This window comes from Flavobacterium fructosi (genome assembly GCF_042787335.1).
In the GTDB taxonomy this organism is placed as follows: domain Bacteria; phylum Bacteroidota; class Bacteroidia; order Flavobacteriales; family Flavobacteriaceae; genus Flavobacterium; species Flavobacterium fructosi.
Window position 1 is genome coordinate 161,190 of sequence record NZ_JBHZQA010000001.1, and the last position, 16,659, is coordinate 177,848.

The 16,659-nt window shown below is 32.7% G+C and carries 19 protein-coding genes; 11 read left to right on the plus strand and 8 right to left on the minus strand.

Annotated features, from left to right (window positions below; all coding sequences use genetic code 11):
* The 6 genes from ACFX5D_RS00660 (at position 1) to ACFX5D_RS00685 (ending at position 3,603) form a co-directional block, all read left to right on the plus strand.
* Positions 1-978 (plus strand): cytochrome c oxidase subunit 3, encoded by a 978-nt coding sequence (locus tag ACFX5D_RS00660; protein ID WP_073204349.1) that lies wholly within the window; start codon positions 1-3, stop codon positions 976-978.
* Between the two features lie 16 nt (positions 979-994).
* Positions 995-1,345, plus strand: coding sequence for a cytochrome C oxidase subunit IV family protein (locus ACFX5D_RS00665; protein WP_379849280.1), 351 nt, complete (start codon positions 995-997; stop codon positions 1,343-1,345).
* 75 nt (positions 1,346-1,420) lie between these two features.
* Entirely contained in the window at positions 1,421-2,062 is a 642-nt protein-coding gene (locus ACFX5D_RS00670; RefSeq protein WP_379856357.1) for a hypothetical protein, read from the plus strand.
* A 12-nt stretch (positions 2,063-2,074) separates the two neighbouring features.
* Entirely contained in the window at positions 2,075-2,761 is a 687-nt protein-coding gene (locus ACFX5D_RS00675) for an SCO family protein (RefSeq protein ID WP_379856358.1), read from the plus strand.
* Position 2,762: 1 nt separating this feature from the next.
* Positions 2,763-3,344, plus strand: coding sequence for a DUF420 domain-containing protein (locus tag ACFX5D_RS00680; RefSeq protein ID WP_379856359.1), 582 nt, complete (start codon positions 2,763-2,765; stop codon positions 3,342-3,344).
* A 10-nt stretch (positions 3,345-3,354) separates the two neighbouring features.
* Positions 3,355-3,603: a hypothetical protein gene (locus ACFX5D_RS00685; protein WP_379856360.1), complete on the plus strand. Its 249-nt coding sequence runs from the start codon at positions 3,355-3,357 to the stop codon at positions 3,601-3,603.
* Positions 3,604-3,641: 38 nt separating this feature from the next.
* Here ACFX5D_RS00685 and ACFX5D_RS00690 read toward each other — a convergent pair whose 3' ends face one another.
* Positions 3,642-5,051 carry a DUF4403 family protein gene (locus ACFX5D_RS00690; RefSeq protein WP_379856361.1) on the minus strand — a complete coding sequence of 470 codons (1,410 nt, stop codon included), beginning with the start codon at positions 5,049-5,051 and terminating at the stop codon, positions 3,642-3,644.
* A gap of 316 nt (positions 5,052-5,367) precedes the next feature.
* Between ACFX5D_RS00690 and ACFX5D_RS00695 the strand changes: the two genes are divergently transcribed.
* The 3 genes from ACFX5D_RS00695 (at position 5,368) to tsaB (ending at position 8,921) form a co-directional block, all read left to right on the plus strand.
* A complete protein-coding gene (locus ACFX5D_RS00695) occupies positions 5,368-6,732 on the plus strand; it encodes a TolC family protein (protein ID WP_379856362.1) in 1,365 nt (454 codons plus the stop codon).
* A 6-nt stretch (positions 6,733-6,738) separates the two neighbouring features.
* The gene (locus tag ACFX5D_RS00700) at positions 6,739-8,037 is read left to right on the plus strand and encodes an efflux RND transporter periplasmic adaptor subunit (protein ID WP_379856363.1); all 1,299 of its coding nucleotides are present in this window, start codon (positions 6,739-6,741) and stop codon (positions 8,035-8,037) included.
* Between the two features lie 215 nt (positions 8,038-8,252).
* On the plus strand, positions 8,253-8,921 hold the full coding sequence (gene tsaB / locus ACFX5D_RS00705) for a tRNA (adenosine(37)-N6)-threonylcarbamoyltransferase complex dimerization subunit type 1 TsaB (protein ID WP_379856364.1): 669 nt from the start codon (positions 8,253-8,255) through the stop codon (positions 8,919-8,921).
* Between the two features lie 9 nt (positions 8,922-8,930).
* Here the strand turns inward: tsaB and ACFX5D_RS00710 are convergent, their stop codons facing one another.
* The 4 genes from ACFX5D_RS00710 to ACFX5D_RS00725 all read right to left on the minus strand — a co-directional run bounded on the left by ACFX5D_RS00710 (position 8,931) and on the right by ACFX5D_RS00725 (position 12,093).
* On the minus strand, positions 8,931-9,758 hold the full coding sequence (locus tag ACFX5D_RS00710; protein ID WP_379856365.1) for a mechanosensitive ion channel family protein: 828 nt from the start codon (positions 9,756-9,758) through the stop codon (positions 8,931-8,933).
* 80 nt (positions 9,759-9,838) lie between these two features.
* Complete coding sequence (locus ACFX5D_RS00715; protein WP_379856366.1) at positions 9,839-10,435, minus strand: hypothetical protein; 597 nt, start codon at positions 10,433-10,435, stop codon at positions 9,839-9,841.
* A 449-nt stretch (positions 10,436-10,884) separates the two neighbouring features.
* Positions 10,885-11,085, minus strand: a complete 201-nt coding sequence (locus tag ACFX5D_RS00720; RefSeq protein ID WP_379856367.1) for a dodecin family protein — start codon at positions 11,083-11,085, stop codon at positions 10,885-10,887.
* A gap of 108 nt (positions 11,086-11,193) precedes the next feature.
* Complete coding sequence (locus ACFX5D_RS00725; protein ID WP_379856368.1) at positions 11,194-12,093, minus strand: NifU family protein; 900 nt, start codon at positions 12,091-12,093, stop codon at positions 11,194-11,196.
* A 151-nt stretch (positions 12,094-12,244) separates the two neighbouring features.
* On the opposite strand from ACFX5D_RS00725, the gene ACFX5D_RS00730 reads away from it, so the two are divergent.
* Positions 12,245-13,243 carry a PorP/SprF family type IX secretion system membrane protein gene (locus ACFX5D_RS00730; protein WP_379856369.1) on the plus strand — a complete coding sequence of 333 codons (999 nt, stop codon included), beginning with the start codon at positions 12,245-12,247 and terminating at the stop codon, positions 13,241-13,243.
* 15 nt (positions 13,244-13,258) lie between these two features.
* Positions 13,259-13,777, plus strand: a complete 519-nt coding sequence (locus ACFX5D_RS00735; RefSeq protein WP_379856370.1) for a gamma carbonic anhydrase family protein — start codon at positions 13,259-13,261, stop codon at positions 13,775-13,777.
* Positions 13,778-14,216: 439 nt separating this feature from the next.
* On the opposite strand, the gene murI is transcribed toward ACFX5D_RS00735, so the two are convergent.
* The 3 genes from murI to ACFX5D_RS00750 all read right to left on the minus strand — a co-directional run bounded on the left by murI (position 14,217) and on the right by ACFX5D_RS00750 (position 16,649).
* Positions 14,217-14,993, minus strand: a complete 777-nt coding sequence (gene murI, locus ACFX5D_RS00740; protein WP_379856371.1) for a glutamate racemase — start codon at positions 14,991-14,993, stop codon at positions 14,217-14,219.
* Between the two features lie 112 nt (positions 14,994-15,105).
* Positions 15,106-15,606 (minus strand): OmpH/Skp family outer membrane protein, encoded by a 501-nt coding sequence (locus tag ACFX5D_RS00745; RefSeq protein WP_379856372.1) that lies wholly within the window; start codon positions 15,604-15,606, stop codon positions 15,106-15,108.
* 20 nt (positions 15,607-15,626) lie between these two features.
* Positions 15,627-16,649 (minus strand): OmpH family outer membrane protein, encoded by a 1,023-nt coding sequence (locus tag ACFX5D_RS00750; protein WP_379856373.1) that lies wholly within the window; start codon positions 16,647-16,649, stop codon positions 15,627-15,629.
* Positions 16,650-16,659 lie beyond the last annotated feature (10 nt).

The following is a 16,659-nucleotide window of genomic DNA, read 5'->3' on the forward strand; positions in this document are numbered from 1 at the left end:
ATGGAAGCGACAGTTACTACTGCAAATAGTGAAGAGAAAACTTGGGGAGGCGGCAATGAGCCAATGAAAGCAAGTTATGGTAAATTAATGATGTGGTTTTTTATCGTATCAGATGCCTTAACGTTTTCTGGATTTCTAGCGGCTTACGGATTTTCTAGATTCAAATTTATCGAAACTTGGCCATTGGCCGATGAAGTGTTTACACACTTTCCATTTATGCATGGAGTATCTGCTCCGATGTATTATGTGGCATTGATGACTTTTATTTTGATTTTTTCATCAGTAACAATGGTTTTAGCCGTTGATGCTGGTCATCAAATGAAAAAAGATAAAGTTGTTATTTATATGTTTTTAACCATTATTGGAGGTATGATTTTCGTTGGATCTCAAGCCTGGGAATGGAAAAATTTTATAAAAGGGGAATATGGTGCAATCGAAACAAAAGGGGGGAGTTTACTTCAGTTTGTGGATAAAGAAGGGCATCGAGTAGCTCTTGCTGATTTTGCTGCAACATTGCCTGAGGAAAGAGAGCAGTTGACAAGAAGTAAAGGAAAATGGTTCATGTCAGAATCATCTTTGCCTTCTTATTCTGTTGCCGAAGTTCAAGCGGGATTTAAAGCACACCCTGATCTTTTGATAAGAACAGAGGTAATCACTAAAGAAAAGCATAAAACAATTCTTTCCAGAAAAGATTCTGAATTGAGGTTAACTCAAGCCAGTTTAGTTGTTGAAGGGGCTAATTTAACACACAATGAATATGGAAGTAAACTATTTGCTGACTTCTTTTTCTTTATCACTGGATTTCACGGTTTTCACGTATTCTCGGGGATTATTATAAATATTATAATATTTTTTAATGTACTTGTAGGTACGTATGAAAAAAGAAGAAGTTACGAAATGGTTGAGAAAGTTGGTTTATACTGGCACTTTGTCGATTTAGTTTGGGTATTTGTATTTACATTTTTCTACTTAGTTTAATTTTAGATTTATCATTATGTCACACGAACATGTTTCTAATACAAAAAGAATTTGGACCGTTTTTGCTCTTTTGTCTGTAATAACGATTGTAGAGGTAATTTTTGGAATTATTAAGCCAGACTTTCTTCACATGAATAGTTTTATGGCAATGAGTTTGCTAAACTGGTTGTTTATAATCTTAACACTTGTAAAAGCATATTTTATTGTATGGGCCTTTATGCACATGGAAGGGGAAAAAAGTACCTTAAAAAACGCGGTTGTTTTACCAGTAATTTTTCTAGTATTATATTTGCTTTTCATTCTTTTGACTGAAGGGAATTATATTTATGAGGTTTTTAAGAATTCTACTATTAAATGGAATTTTTAACAAGATATTAATTCAATAAAAGGGTACGCATTGCGTGCCTTTTTTTATTTTTGTACTTTAAATATTTTCAAAAAAATGAAAAAAAATATCGTTCTTTTTGTGCTTTTTATTTTGCCTATTGTAGCTTATCTTTTTTTCGCGTCAGGAATAAATAGTTTTACGAAGTTACCTGTAATTACTCCTAAAGTTGCTGATTTCGGACAATGGAAATCTCTAAATGGAGAGAAAGTCAGCTTGAATAAGAAAATAACTATTTTAGGATTTTCTGGGACCGAGCTTTTAAAAAATAGGGGTAATTTTTTTAATTTAAACGAAAAAATTTATCAAAGATATCATGATTTTGCAGACTTACAATTTGTTGTTATTTGTCCTTTAGGAACGGAAAATGAAGCAAGAAAAATCATAGATGCTTTAGATGATTTTACTGATGTTTCGCAATGGCATTTTCTTTTTACTTCGCCTCAGGAAATTACTGCTTATTATAACCAGTTGCAATTAGTCGGGAAATTGGATAAAAACTTTGGAACTCCAAATGTGTATATATTGGATAAAGAAAGAAATCTTAGAGGGAGGAAAGAAAAGAAAGATTACAAAGAAGGATACAATACATTCCATTTAGCTGAGTTGAGTAATGAAATGTTAGATGATTTTAAAGTTATTTTATATGAATATCGTGCTGCGCTTAAAAAAAATCATAATGCCGCTAAAGAACTTTAATTCATAGAAACGATGCTTAAAAACAAATCATATATAGGGATTTCATTTATCATCCTACTTTTTGGAATATATGCTGTTCCAAGAATAGTCAACAGAATTCAAAATAACGATGTTGTAAAGGGAGATCGTTTGGATAAGATTGGTTCTGTGTCCAAGAATGATCAAAAATTGGTAAAAATTGGTCCGGCTCCAAAATTTGAGTTGATGAATCAAGACAATAAGAAAATCAGTAATGAAACGTACAAAGGTAAAGTATATGTTCTTGAATTTTTCTTTACAACTTGCCCTTCAATTTGTCCAAAAATGAATCTGAGCATGTTGGCTATTGAAAATAAATTTTTCGGTAATCCTAATTTCGGAATTGTTTCTATTACTATAGATCCTTCGCATGACACTCCAGAAGTTTTGAAAGCGCATGCAAAATTACTTGGGGTTAAATCATCTAATTGGAATTTCTTGACAGGCGACAGAACTTATATCTTTAATTTAGCGAACAAGGGTTTTAATCTTTATGCAGGTGAGAACAGTAAGGTAAATGGTGGTTTTGAGCATTCTGGTTTGTTTGCGTTAGTAGATAAAAACGGAGATATTCGTTGTAGAAAAGATGATTTTGGGAATCCAATTTTGTATTATGACGGTTTAGATAAAAAAGGAGTTAGAGATATTCAACAAGACATTAATATTTTATTAACAGATTAAGATGGAAGAGAATTCGATTGAACAAAAATATAATAAATGGATCATTATCCTCTCTGTAGTAATTCCTGTAGCAGTTGCTATACTTTTTAAAGTGAAACTTAAAGATTTTGGTATTCATGTTACCCCTTTACATTTTTTACCTTCCATATATGCTACTATTAATGGTGTTACTGCTGTATTATTAGTTTCGGCGGTGGTAGCTATCAAAAATGGAAAACGAAAGCTTCATGAGAATTTAATGAAAGCAGCAATTGGTTGCTCTATTGCTTTTTTAGTGTTGTATGTTGCGTATCATATGACAGCCGACTCCACTATATTTGGAGATGTAAATCACAATGGCGAATTAGATGTAGCTGAAAAATTGAATGTGGGAAACTTAAGATTAGTTTATTTTTTAATTTTAATCACACATATAATTTTATCAATTGCGATTATTCCGCTAGTTTTAGTAACCTATGTACGTGCTTTGGCGACTAAATTTGACAAGCATAAAAAGATTGCCAAAATTACGTTTCCAATATGGTTGTATGTCGCCGTTACCGGTGTAGTAGTCTATTTAATGATTTCCCCTTATTATGCTTAATACAAAAACAATGCACAAGACACAAGGAAATTTTTTTATAAGAAAAAAGGTTGTATTATTCTTTCTTCTTGTCTCTTTCCTTTTTCCTATAAATTCACAAGCTCAATGTGCCATGTGTCGTGCTGCATTAAACAGTGAGGGAAATAAAACGAAAGCGGCTGCTGTGAATGACGGAATTGTTTATCTAATGGTAATTCCTTACTTACTTGTTGGCGGTATTGGTTATGCGGTTTATCGAATGAGAAAGAATAAAAAATAACCTTCTTTGGGTTAAAGTTAATTATTAGTAATCTTCATCTACTTTAATCCATTTACGGATACATTTACAGTTCCTTTTACTTTTATAAAGGCGATGATAGCTTGGTTGGTTAATTCGATTTTTTGGAATTGAATGTCTTCCATTTTTCCGTTTACATTAACACCTTGCATGGGAGAATAATTTTGTAGATAATTCTTCATGCTTTGTTGGCCTTCTTCTAAATTTGGTTTTATAGAATAGCGGCAGGTCTGTTGAATTTTTCTTAAAACTAATCCTTGAGTGAGCCAGTTGGCAGTGCGCATTAATTTGTTTTTAGTGTCAAGAGCGTAATCCAATTGATCAAAAAATACTTCTTTGGTTTTTTCATTATATTGTGGGAAACCTGCTAAATAAATGGTTCCGTTTACAGATCCCGTAACATCTAAAGCAATTATTATTTTACCTTTTTTTTGCCAAATGGCTACATTTTGAATTTTTATTTTATTGCTGCCAGAGCCAAATTCCTGTCCAGAAAAATTCTTGGTCATTATTTTTGAAGCTTCCTGATAGGTTGAAACGGCCACAATATTAGCGGTTATTTCCTGAGGGATTTTAACTACTGATTTCAAAATGATTTTTACTGCATCAAATTTAGATTCAGGTTTACTTCCTATCAAAGTTTCCATATTGCATTTCATTCCCATGTCCAACAGGAAAGTATCGTTTTTCAGTTTGGCGTTTGTAGCGTAAATTTCGAGTGGAACAATTCGAAGCCAACTTTGATAAACGTCACTCATTTGAAAAGGGGTGCAAATTTTTTCCAAAGCTGCCAGGACATTAGGTTTAAAATCCATTGATTTTTCAATCGCACTATCAATCTTCTTTTCAATTTTTGATTTAAAAAGTTTAACGGCTGGATTAATTAGATAAGTTACTGGTGCATTTTTACCAAAAACGGTCATCGTAGGGCTTTCATTCCATTCTAATGATTTTAATTCTGTTATAGTGTTTAGTTTCCAATTGGTTAAACTAACATCGCTCAGCAAAGTCACTACTCCGTTTAGATTGAATTCTCTGGTATCATAAAGTGAAATGCCAAGTTTTTTTGTGCCAATTCTATATTTTACGATAGCTTTTAATGGTAAAATTGTTTTTATTCTTTCTCCGGAAATCCCATGATCGTTGACGATCGTAATCGGTGCCAGTTTCCAAATTTTCATTTCAATATCATCGTCTTCAATAGTGTTGTCTTCGTAAATCAAACCAGTTAATAATGCGTTAGTTTGGTTCTCAATATCCTTCAATTTTACACTAATGGGTAAATTAATAAAAGATGGGACATTTTCATAAACCAAAGGAATAGCGTCATCAGGTTCCGGTTTTAGAGTCGCTATCTTTTGGGAAGTTGAACAGCCAGAAATAGATACAATAAATAGAATGACAAGTAAGATCGAAAAGAATTTTAGCATTTTGTTTTTGTTTGAAGGAACAAAATTAAGAAAACAATTATATTTTAAAGTTAAACTGTAACATTTTGATAGCTATTATGTCTTATTGGTATATTATCAGGAAAACTAGCATTTTTAGTAGTAGAATTCATTTTGCTAATTTTGAATAATTAGCAGCATTAGTATTAAATTTGAAAATTAAATTATCGTTTTTTTAAATAAAAGTTAAAAATTATTGTCTATCGAAGTAATCGATTAATCGGAGCTTGATAAAACAAATAGTTTTTAAAAATGTTAAATTTGCACAGTGTTTTTGCTGTGTTTTTATCAAATGAATATGAAAAAAAAGAGTTGTATAAGTTTCGTTTTTATTGTTCTGTTTGGGCTATCAGTTCAGGCGCAATCTAAAAAGTGGACCTTGGAAGAATGTGTAAATTATGCGGTGCAAAATAACATTTCCATCAAGCAAACCGAATTAGATTCTAAAACAGCAATGATTGATAAAAAAGGAGCTGTTGGAAATTTTTTGCCTTCTGTTAATGCTAATGCATCTCACTCTTGGAATATTGGTTTGAATCAGGATATTACAACAGGACTTTTAAGAAATCAAACTTCACAGTTTACTTCAGCAGGAGTAAGTGTGGGTATTGATATTTATAAGGGACTGCAAAACCAAAATACGTTGCGAAAAACTAATCTCTCCATCGTTGCTGCCAAATATCAGTTATTGAAAATGAAAGAAGATGTTGCGTTAAATGTTGCGAATGCTTTTTTGCAAATCCTTTTCAATAAAGAAAACCTAAAAGTACAACAGGAGCAAAAGGCGTTCAACGAAAAACAGTACACCCGTTCGGGGGAATTAGTAAAAGCAGGATCAATTCCTCGTGGAGACTTACTGGATATAAAAGCTACAGTCGCGTCTAATAACCAAGCTGTCATTGCTGCGGATAATGCGCTGTTGATTTCTAAATTAAGTTTAGCTCAATTATTGCAATTAAAGGACTTCGAGAATTTTGATGTAATTGATAATACTTCAATAAAAGACGAAAATAATATTTTGGCTCAAACTCCTACAGCTATATATGATAAGGCAAAGCAAAGTAGGACGGAATTGAAAATTGCCCAAACTAATTTACAAATTGCCGAAAAAAATGTCGCAATTGCAAAAGGAGGTTTTCAGCCGACTCTTCAAGGGTTTTATAATTTTAATACAAGGGTTTCTTACGCAGATGTAATTTCTATTTCAAATGGTGTTGTCATAACGAGTGCTGCTCCACTTTTCTGGACTCAATTTGGCAATAATAAAGGACAGTCATTCGGAGCACAATTGTCCGTTCCAATTTTTAATGGGTTTTCAGTAAGAAATAATGTAGAACGTTCAAAAGTAAGTTTAGAAAAATCAAAAATCGCATTAGAACAACAGGATTTAGATTTGCAAAGAAACGTTTTTACTGCATTTACAGATGCAAAAGGCGCTTTAAACGCACATGAATCTTCTATTGTAGCATTAGAATCAAGACAAGAAGCCTATAATTATGCCAAAGAAAAATATGCTGTAGGTTTGATGAATTCATTTGATTTTAACCAATCGCAAACCTTATTGTCAAATGCACAATCTGAAGTTATTAGAACCAAATACGATTATATTTTTAAAATTAAAATACTGGAATTCTATTTTGGGATTCCAATTATCAAAAACTAATTTAACATGTCAAAAAAAACAATTTATATCTTAATTGGTAGCGTAGTAGCAATTATAGCTTTATTGGTAATACTTTCAAAAAGGGGAGTTATTGGTAACAAAGATAAAGGAAAAGAAGTAGAGATAACTACAGTAAATGCATCCACAATCATAGAAACTGTTTCTGCCACTGGGAAAATTCAACCTGAAATAGAAGTAAAAATATCTTCAATGGTTTCTGGAGAAGTTATTGCATTGCCTGTAAAAGAAGGACAAGTAGTTAAAAAAGGAGATCTACTAGTAAAAATCAATCCAGATTTATATACCTCCGGTTTAAATAGAACGGTTGCCAATTTATCAGGTACAAAAGCTGGATTAAGTCAGGCGGACGCCTCTTTTAAAGAAGCTAAATCAAGTTACGACAGAAACAAAACGTTATTTGAAAAGGGAATTATATCTAAATCAGATTGGGACAAAGCAGTCGCTTCTTTTGAAGTAGCAAAAGCAACAAAGCAAACGGCTTATTATAATGTTCAAAGTGCGTCTGCTTCAGTAAATGAAGCCAAAGACAATCTTGGCCGTACCATTATTTATGCTCCGGCAGATGGTACAATTTCGATGCTTAATGTGGAGTTAGGAGAACGTGTTTTGGGAACGCAACAAATGGCCGGAACTGAAATAATGAGAGTTGCCAACTTGAACAATATGGAAGTTGAAGTAGATGTGAATGAAAATGATATTGTGAAAATAAAAGTAGGTGACAAGGCGAAAGTTGAAGTTGATGCTTATTTAAAAAAACAGTTTAAAGGTGTTGTTACGAGTATTTCTAATTCGGCAAGTTCTTCTTTAACGGCCGATCAAGTGACTAATTTCAAAGTAAAAGTTAGAATACTTAAAGAATCATACCAAGATTTACTAGAAGAAAGACCTGCAGCGTATTCTCCTTTTAGACCTGGAATGACGGCGACTGTTGATATAATTACCAAAACAAAAAATAATGTTTTGTCCGTGCCTATTAGTTCCGTGGTTGTAAAGTCAGATACTACGGCTGTGGTTGTTGGTAAGATGCCAGATTCTAAAATAGAGGTTAAAGAAGCAGCTCCTAAAAGTGATAAAAAATTTGAATGTGTTTTTGTAAAAGTAGGAGGTAAAGCTAAAATCAGAATTATAAAAACGGGGATTCAAGACGATACGAATATTGAAGTTTTAACCGGTCTTAAAAAAGGGGATGTCGTTATAACGGGTCCTTATACAACGGTGTCAAAGGATCTGAATTCTGGAGATAGAGTGACCCTCAAAACAGGTAAAGAAAAAGAGAAGAAATAATTTTTTTAAAATTTCAAAAGCAAATCTAAAATTCCAAGTTTTATAACGAGATTTGTACTGTGATTGTGTTTTATCAATAAATTAGTCACTCAAGTTTTGTACTTCCGATGAAGGAGGAATCTCATTATCTGATTTCTCCTTCGTCGAAAGGACAACTTTTGGGAAAATTAGAAATAAAATAATTATGATTTACTAATCCTAAATGTAAAATAAAAGTGGAATATATTCTAAACATCGAAACCGCAACTAAAAACTGTTCTGTAGCTCTCGCAATAGAAGGAAAAACAATTCTATGCAAAGAAATTGCTGAAGAGGGGTATTCCCATGCCGAACGCTTGCATGTTTTTATTGAAGAAATCCTGATAGAGGCCGGGATCACGGTCAATGATTTAGTGGCTATTGCAGTAAGCCAAGGTCCAGGTTCTTACACTGGATTGCGCATAGGCGTTTCTGCAGCCAAGGGACTCAGCTATGCTTTAAACATTCCATTAATTGCTGTTGATACACTGAAAACTTTAGCTTCGCAAGTAAGTGTTTCGAATGGTTTAATTATCCCAATGATTGATGCCAGAAGAATGGAAGTATACAGCGCCATATTCACTCCTAATTTAGAGAAGAAAAGAGCAATTTTGGCGGAAATAATTACGAAAGATTCCTTTAATGACATAGAGGAAACGATTTACTTTGTGGGTGATTGTTCAGAGAAATGCAAAGCGGTTCTTACTAAAGAAAACTATGTTTTTTTAGAGGAAATAAAATATCCATCTGCAAAAGAAATGGACATGTTGAGTTTTGAAAAATACAAAATAGGTGACACTGTAGACGTCGCCTATTTTGAACCGTACTATTTAAAAGATTTTATGATTACCACTTCAAAGAAATAAATATTTAAATTAAAGATTAGCCTTGGAAGATTCTCTTACATAAGGTTGAATAACAATCCCAGCTTGATCAAATGCTACTTTGCAGCTTTCTAAAGTCTCAGAAAAAACAGCACCAAAATCTTCGTTATTTGCCCAAGGTCTTACCGCAAGTTGAATTGCATTATCCGTTAAGTTTTTTACGGAAACTTCAGCAATTGGTGTTTTAAGTATCTTTGGATTGTTGTTTAAAACTTCGGTAATGATATTTTTTGCTTTTTTAATGTCCGTATCATAGGAAATGGCGATTGTCAAATCAGCTCTTCTAAATCCTTGCAAGGAGTAATTAATGATAGTGCCGTTTGATAAAGATCCATTTGGAACAAAAATAGTTTGGTTATTGGCATTAATTAATTTGGTCACAAATATTTGGATTTCACTTACTGTTCCAACAACTCCTTGCGCTTCTATTGTATGGCCAACTTTAAATGGTTTAAACAAAATAATCAACATTCCACCCGCAAAATTAGATAAGGAGCCCTGAAGTGATAGTCCTACGGCAAGTCCCATTGCTCCAAGAATAGCTACAAAAGAAGAGGTTTCTATCCCCAGATTTGAGATGAAAGTAATAAATAATAATACCCTTAGAACCCAAAGTAAAATATCTGAAAGAAACTTAGTCAGGGTAGGGTCTAAATCCCTTTTTATCATCATGCTCCTAATAAATCGGTTGATAAGCCTAATGGTATAAAGTCCTGCAAATAGAATTAGGAAAGCAGATATCAATTTTGGGGAATAATCTATCAATACTTTGGCGAAAGTACTGGCGTAATCAGTAAGTTGATTAGGGTCTAAGTTCATTTTTTTAATAATAAAAAACCTTCTCATAAGAGAAGGTTAAGTTTGAATGGCGAAAATACAAATTAATTATTTTTTAAAATCTAATCTGCGTCTTCTTCTATTTTATTTATGTTTTTTTTGGCTATTTCTGTAGCTTCGGAGTCCGCATCATTTACAAATTCGGTTGTTTTTTCAGAAATAGTTTCCGCGGTTTCTGAGGCAATAGCTTTAGCTTCATCCACTATTTCTTCGACTTTGTTTTTTGCAACGTTAGTAGTGTCCGAGGTAATTGTTTTAGATTCATCGGCTATGGATTCGATTTTATCTGCTGGGACAGTAACATTTTCTTTTGTGTTTTCCGTAACTTTTGCAAAAGCATCTGCCGCTTTATCAGAATATTCACTTACCACTTCCTTCGCTTTCTCAGCATATACTTCAGCATTATCTATTATCGGTGCCGCTGTCTCTTTTACTTTCTCTATTGCGTCATGAGCAAACGATTCCGCTTTATCAAAATAAGGGGTGGCCGCCTCTTTTGCTTTTTCAATTGTCTCTTCAGTAAAAGACTCTGCTTTGTCAAGATAAGGTGCTACTTTTTCTTTTGCCTCTTCAAAAGTTGTTTCGGCTTTGTCAACCAAATCAGCCGCTGATTCTTTGGCTGAGCCAAATAAATTCTTTAAAAATGATAATACTCCCATGATATATTTATTTGATTAGTCTTACAATATTAAGCAATTATTTCTAAGATTGTTTTAATATATAGTTAATAATTTGCTGATAATTAGTAATTGATGCTAAAGAGAATCTGTTTTAACATAAGTAGAATAATGTTTACACCTCTTTACTACGCACTGCTAAAAAAGAGACATTTGCTTTTTTGGACCCGTGTCCAAAGCCCCTGATATATTAGCTATTTGTTTTTTTTTGCTTAATATTTTTTTGACCTTATGCCAATGAGTTAATATGACGATCTTTCCGATGAATGGCGTTTTTGGGATGTTGCAATGAAAGCGAAGTTCATGGTGTTGTTTGGGTTCTTGCAGTCCTAAAACATGGTTATAATGATTGCGAACGCGGAAACTGCTTCTAAAAAAATTAAAAAAAAAGCGTTTCAAATGAAACGCCTAAATTTTTCATTAAAATTAATTTATTCGAGTTCGAATGTTAATTTCAAATTTACTCTATACTCTGTAATCTTGCCATCTTTTACAGTTGCACTGTGATCTTTAATATAAGCGGATCGTATATTCTTTAACGATGTGGCCGCTTTGGCAACTCCTTTTCGAGCTGCGTCTTCCCAACTAATTTCTGAATTGGCAAGTACTTCAATTACTTTTAATACTGACATGATTTCTAGGTGTTAAATTAGATACTAAATATACCAAAAATTTTAAATTTTTAATTTAAAATTAGGTATTTTTTAATGTAATATTAACGTAATCAGCATATTGTGTTTTTATGCGTTAATTGCTTCAACCTTTATGTTATCGTCGTTAAGCATGCTTTTTAGCATGTTTTCAATTCCACTTTTTAAGGTAAATGTGGATGAAGGGCAGCCGCTACATGCACCTTGTAAAATAACTTTTACGGTTTTGTCGGTTTCGTTATAGGAATCGAATGCGATATTTCCACCGTCAGCTTGTACGGCAGGTTTTACATACTCTTCTAATATGTTGATAATTTGTTGTGAAGTCACATCCAGATTATCAAATTCTTTTGCTTTGGTATCTTCTTTTGCTGTAACTGTTTGAATAAAATTTTCATCTAAAACAGTTCCGCCATTTTCAATATATTGTTTGATGAAACTTCTTAATTCTAAGGTTATTTCTTGCCATTCATTGATTTCATATTTTGTGACCGAGATATAGTTTTCGTCTATAAAAACTTCTTTCACGTAAGGAAATTTGAATAGTTCTTTTGCCAATGGCGAAGGGCCAGTTTGATCAATATTCTTAAATTCAATAGCGTTTTTTGTTAACATTTTGCTAACCACAAATTTTAAAGCTGCCGGATTGGGAGTTGTTTCTCCGTAAACAGTTACGGGTTGTTTTTTTGTTTTATTTTCGTCAACATTGATGATTGTGCCACCATTGCTTACAAATGTCTCTATTTGTTCTGCAACGGCATCCTTAACGTCGTCCCATTCTACAATGCTGTATTTCTCGATTGCCATAAAATTCCCCGAGATGTAAATTGTTTTTACAAATGGCAGATAAAATAATTGTTGTGCAAGGGGAGAAGCTTTAGCTTCATCTATGTTTTTGAATTCAAAACTCTCGTTCTGAGTTATAAAATCTGGGAATTCAAATTTGAGTATGGTTGGGTTTTGTGTTTCTTTTATACTAATTTTTGTCATGATCTTTGTAAATTTCTACAAATTTAGTAAAGATATTTTCCACGAATCGCTATATTTGAATATTAATAAAATAAATTAACAAAAATTTAGTTATCTAACTGGTTATTGTAATTTTTTTGGTTTCACACTCATATTATATAATTGTATTACAATGTATAACAAAATTAGACTCATAGCCTTTCTTTTTTTTATATCTCACTGTTCCTTTGCACAAGAGGGAGTTGCCGTTTATTCGGATTATTTATCAGATAATTATTATTTGATTCATCCTTCAATGGCTGGTGCTGCAAATTGTGCTAAAATTAGACTTACTGCACGTAAACAATGGTTTGGTCAGGAAGATGCTCCAGAACTTCAAACACTGAGTTTTAATGGAAGAGTAGGGGAAAAGGCAGGGGCTGGAATTATTCTATTTAATGATAAAAATGGGTACCATTCCCAGAAAGGGGTAAAGTTTACATATGCCTATCATCTTATGTTTTCTAGAGATGAAATTGATTTGAATCAGTTGTCTTTTGGGATTAGCGGAGGTTTAATCCAAAGCCAATTAGACGAAACGGAGTTTAGACAGTCTGGTGATTTTGATCCCATTATTGATGGCACAATTGTACAAAAAGATTCTTATTTCAACATTGATTTTGGCGCTTCCTATAACTATTTAGATTTTTATGTTCATGGTACGGTTAAAAATGCTATTGAAACAAGAAGAGATATTTACACGGAATATGAAAGTGATAATTTGAGAAAATACTTGTTGAGTTCGGGTTATGTTTTTGGAGATAAGGATAGAATATTGTGGGAACCATCAATTTTATTTCAACTGGTAGACAAGACTAAAGAGAAATCAATAGACCTTAATATGAAAGCATACAAAGATTTTGATTTTGGAAAACTATGGGGAGGTTTGTCATATCGTAGAAGTTTCGATAGCGCTGAATATACCAATGGTTCTGGAGTTTCTAAGCAGAGACTTCAATATTTCACTCCAATTGTTGGGGTCAATTTCAATAATTTCATGTTCGCCTACACTTATTCGCATGTATCAGGAGCTATGAAATTTGATAATGGTGGCTATCACCAAATTACTTTGGGAATCAATTTGTTTTGCAAACCTGAAAAATACGAATGCAATTGTCCTGCAATAAATTAATTTTACTTTATATCCATGTTAATTAAGTCTGTAAACGGAAAATCTCCTTCCATACCGGAGGATTGTTATGTAGCCGAAAATGCTACTATTGTAGGGGAAGTTAGTTTTGGTTCTTCTTGTAGTGTTTGGTTTAACGCCGTAATAAGAGGCGACGTGAACTTTATCAAAATAGGCAATAAAGTTAATATCCAGGATGGTGCGATTATTCATTGTACCTATAAAAAACATCCTACAATTATAGGGAATAATGTTTCAATTGGTCACAATGCTATTGTGCATGGTTGTACCGTGCATGACAATGTATTGATTGGAATGGGAGCGATCATTATGGATAATTGTGTTATCGAAAGTAACTCTATTGTGGCAGCCGGAGCTGTTATTACCCAAAATACTGTTGTGGGTTCTGGATCGATTTGGGCTGGTGTTCCTGCCAAAAAGGTAAAAGATATTGACCAATCTGATTTTTCAGGGGAAATTGAACGTATTTCTAACAATTACGTGATGTATTCCAGTTGGTTTAAGGAAGAAAAATAGTTAATTTCACTTTTCAATAATTATAAGAATGGGCAAAAGAAAAGATATGGATTAGCATACATTTAAATCATGGGCAATTTTACTCGGATTTTGTTTAATTGTTCTGACGTTTTTACACTCAAACAATTCGAGCGAAATGACAATAATTGATAAACTCATTGCGGTATCTATCGTCATATATATAATAAGCAGTATTCTTCTTTTATATGCGTCAAATGAAAAATGCAAAATTTCGTCTAAAAAAAATAACGGATATAATTTTTCTTGTCAGCCTTTTTTTGCGTTTTATTATACTTATGTTGGTAACGTTGAATATCATAAAATAATTATTCTTAACAAATTATTAATTGACTTTTGGAAGAATGATTTTTTATTAAAATTTCTGCGCAAAAAAATCTTTATTTAAGCTTGTTTTAAAAAATAACAATTAAATTTTGAATCAAAAATCTAATTGTTCAACAGTAAATTTGTTTTCTAAAATTTCATTTAAAACCGTAGGATTGCTATTGATATAGAAAATTTGTTTACTTTTTTCGGCTGAAGAAAGACCTATTTTTTCTTTTAATATTTTTTGAGCTTGTTTTGCAACAGCTTCCCCAGAATCAATGATGTGAATATGTCCTGGAAGTATCTTTTTTATTTGAGGAATCAAATAAGGATAATGACTGCATCCCAACACGAGATAATCGATGTTAGCCTCAATCATAGGTGTGAGATAGGACGTAAGTAATTGGGTCATTTCTGACGAATTGATATCGCCATTTTCAATCAACTGTACTAATCCATGACCTACTTGTTCAATTATTTTAGTGTCTTGATATTTCTCTGTAGTTTTATTAAAAAGCTCGCTGTTCAGTGTTCCTTGTGTAGCGAGTATGCCTATTATTTGTGTCTTGGAATGAGTAACGGCAGGTTTTATGGCCGGTTCAATGCCTATGAAAGGAACATTGTACTTTTCGCGTAATTCACGAATTGCATTAGTAGTTGCGGTGTTGCAAGCTACTACAATCAATTTGCAGTTCATAGTAAGTAGGAGGTCCGTATTTTTTACGCTTAGGGAAACAATCTCTTCCTTCGATTTTTGACCGTAGGGAGCGTTCTTGCTATCAGCTAAATAGATTGTTTTCTCATTTGGAAGTAATTGATGTATCTCTTTCCAAATGGAGGTTCCGCCAATGCCGGAGTCGAAAATTCCTATAGGTTGATTGTTGTGCATAGAAACAAAGTTAAGGGCTAGAATGTAAATATCCTAAAAATTATTTTCAAAAAAAAACTGCTCAATCCCAAAAATAGGGTGAGCAGTTTTTATAATCTAAATGATGTGATTTTTAAAATCCTAAATCTTTTTTTACATCAGCAGTCAAGTTTGGACCGTCAGCTAATAAAAGTGTAGAACCATCTAATACGTATTGAAATCCTTTTGCTTTGCCTACTTTTTGGATAGAAGTCCTTACTTTGTCCATCAATGGTTTAACAATATCAGATTCTTTTTGTTGCAATTCTTTTTGAGCATTGTCTCTAAAATCAACAATTCTTTTTTGCATATCTTGAACTTCTTTTGAGCGTTCTCCATTTACTACTTCAGTTACTGTTGCTGATTCTGAATCGTATTTTTTTAATTTTGTTTGGTATTCTTCAACCATTTTTTTGTAATTCGCATCATAAGTAGCACTCAATTTTTCCAATTGTTTTTGAGCATCTATCATAGCTGGCATTTTTGCCATAATTTCGCTCACATCAACATGTGCCGTTTTTGCTTGTGCATTAATTGTTTGATTTGCGCCAAATAATAATATAGCAGCAATTAGTAAAGTTTTAATTTGTTTCATCGTTTTTAAAATATTTAATATTAATTTTTGTTTGTATTTTCTTTTAATTTTTCAGCGTTTGCTTTTCTTATCGCTTCTCTATCTTCCAGTATTTTTTTCTTTTTTTCTTCCAAAGCCTTTTTACGATCTTCAATTACTTTTTTTCGCTGTTCTAATATCGTTGCTCTTTCTTCAGCTTGTTTAATTTTGGTATCCTCAACCATTTTTTTTGAAGCTAATTTAGAGGAATCGTTTACGGCTGCTGTTGTTTTTGTTTCCTCTGTTTTAGCTGAGGCAGAAACCGTGCCATTTTTTTTAGATTCTCTTTCAGATAACAGCTGTTTTCTTCTTTCGTCAAATTCTTTTTTCTTCTGTTCTTGAAGTAATTTTCTATCCGCTATAACCTGATCTCTTGCCACTTTTTTCTCATCTAAAGCTTTTTTCCTATCGGCTAAAACTGGATTTTCATCTACTGCATCTTCTTTGTTTTCTTTAGCTTCTTCAACTTTAAGCTGTTTCTTTGATAACTGTTCTCTTTTTTCTGTACGATTCAGTACGCGTAAAACCTGTTCGCTAATGTCAAACCTTTTGGCCGTAAATAGCATTGTCAAATCAGAAGATTTATCAAAGATAAAATCATATTTCAATCTTTCTGCAATGTCTTGAATGGCAGTAAACACTTGATCTTGTATTGGCTTTGCCAAAACTATTTTTTGTTGAATTAAATCACCATTTGGCCCAAATCTTTTCTGCTGATAATCTATCATTTCATTTTCAAGAAACTTGATTTCAATTTCCCTTTCGTCAATGAGTTCTTTTGTCAATAAGGCTTTTTCTGCCTTTAAAGCATCCTTAAGTTTATTGACCTCTATTTTTTTTACCTCAATATCCTGTTTCCATTTTTGGGCTTTTTGATCTAATTGACTCTTGGCTTCTGTATAGTTGGTAACATTTTGTAAAATGTACTCCATGTCAATGTAGCCTATTTTAGTGCCTCTCGTTTGCCCATTCATCGTACCTAGTACGATAAATGCTAAAAATGGAAATAAAAATTGTTTTCTCATTACGGTATAG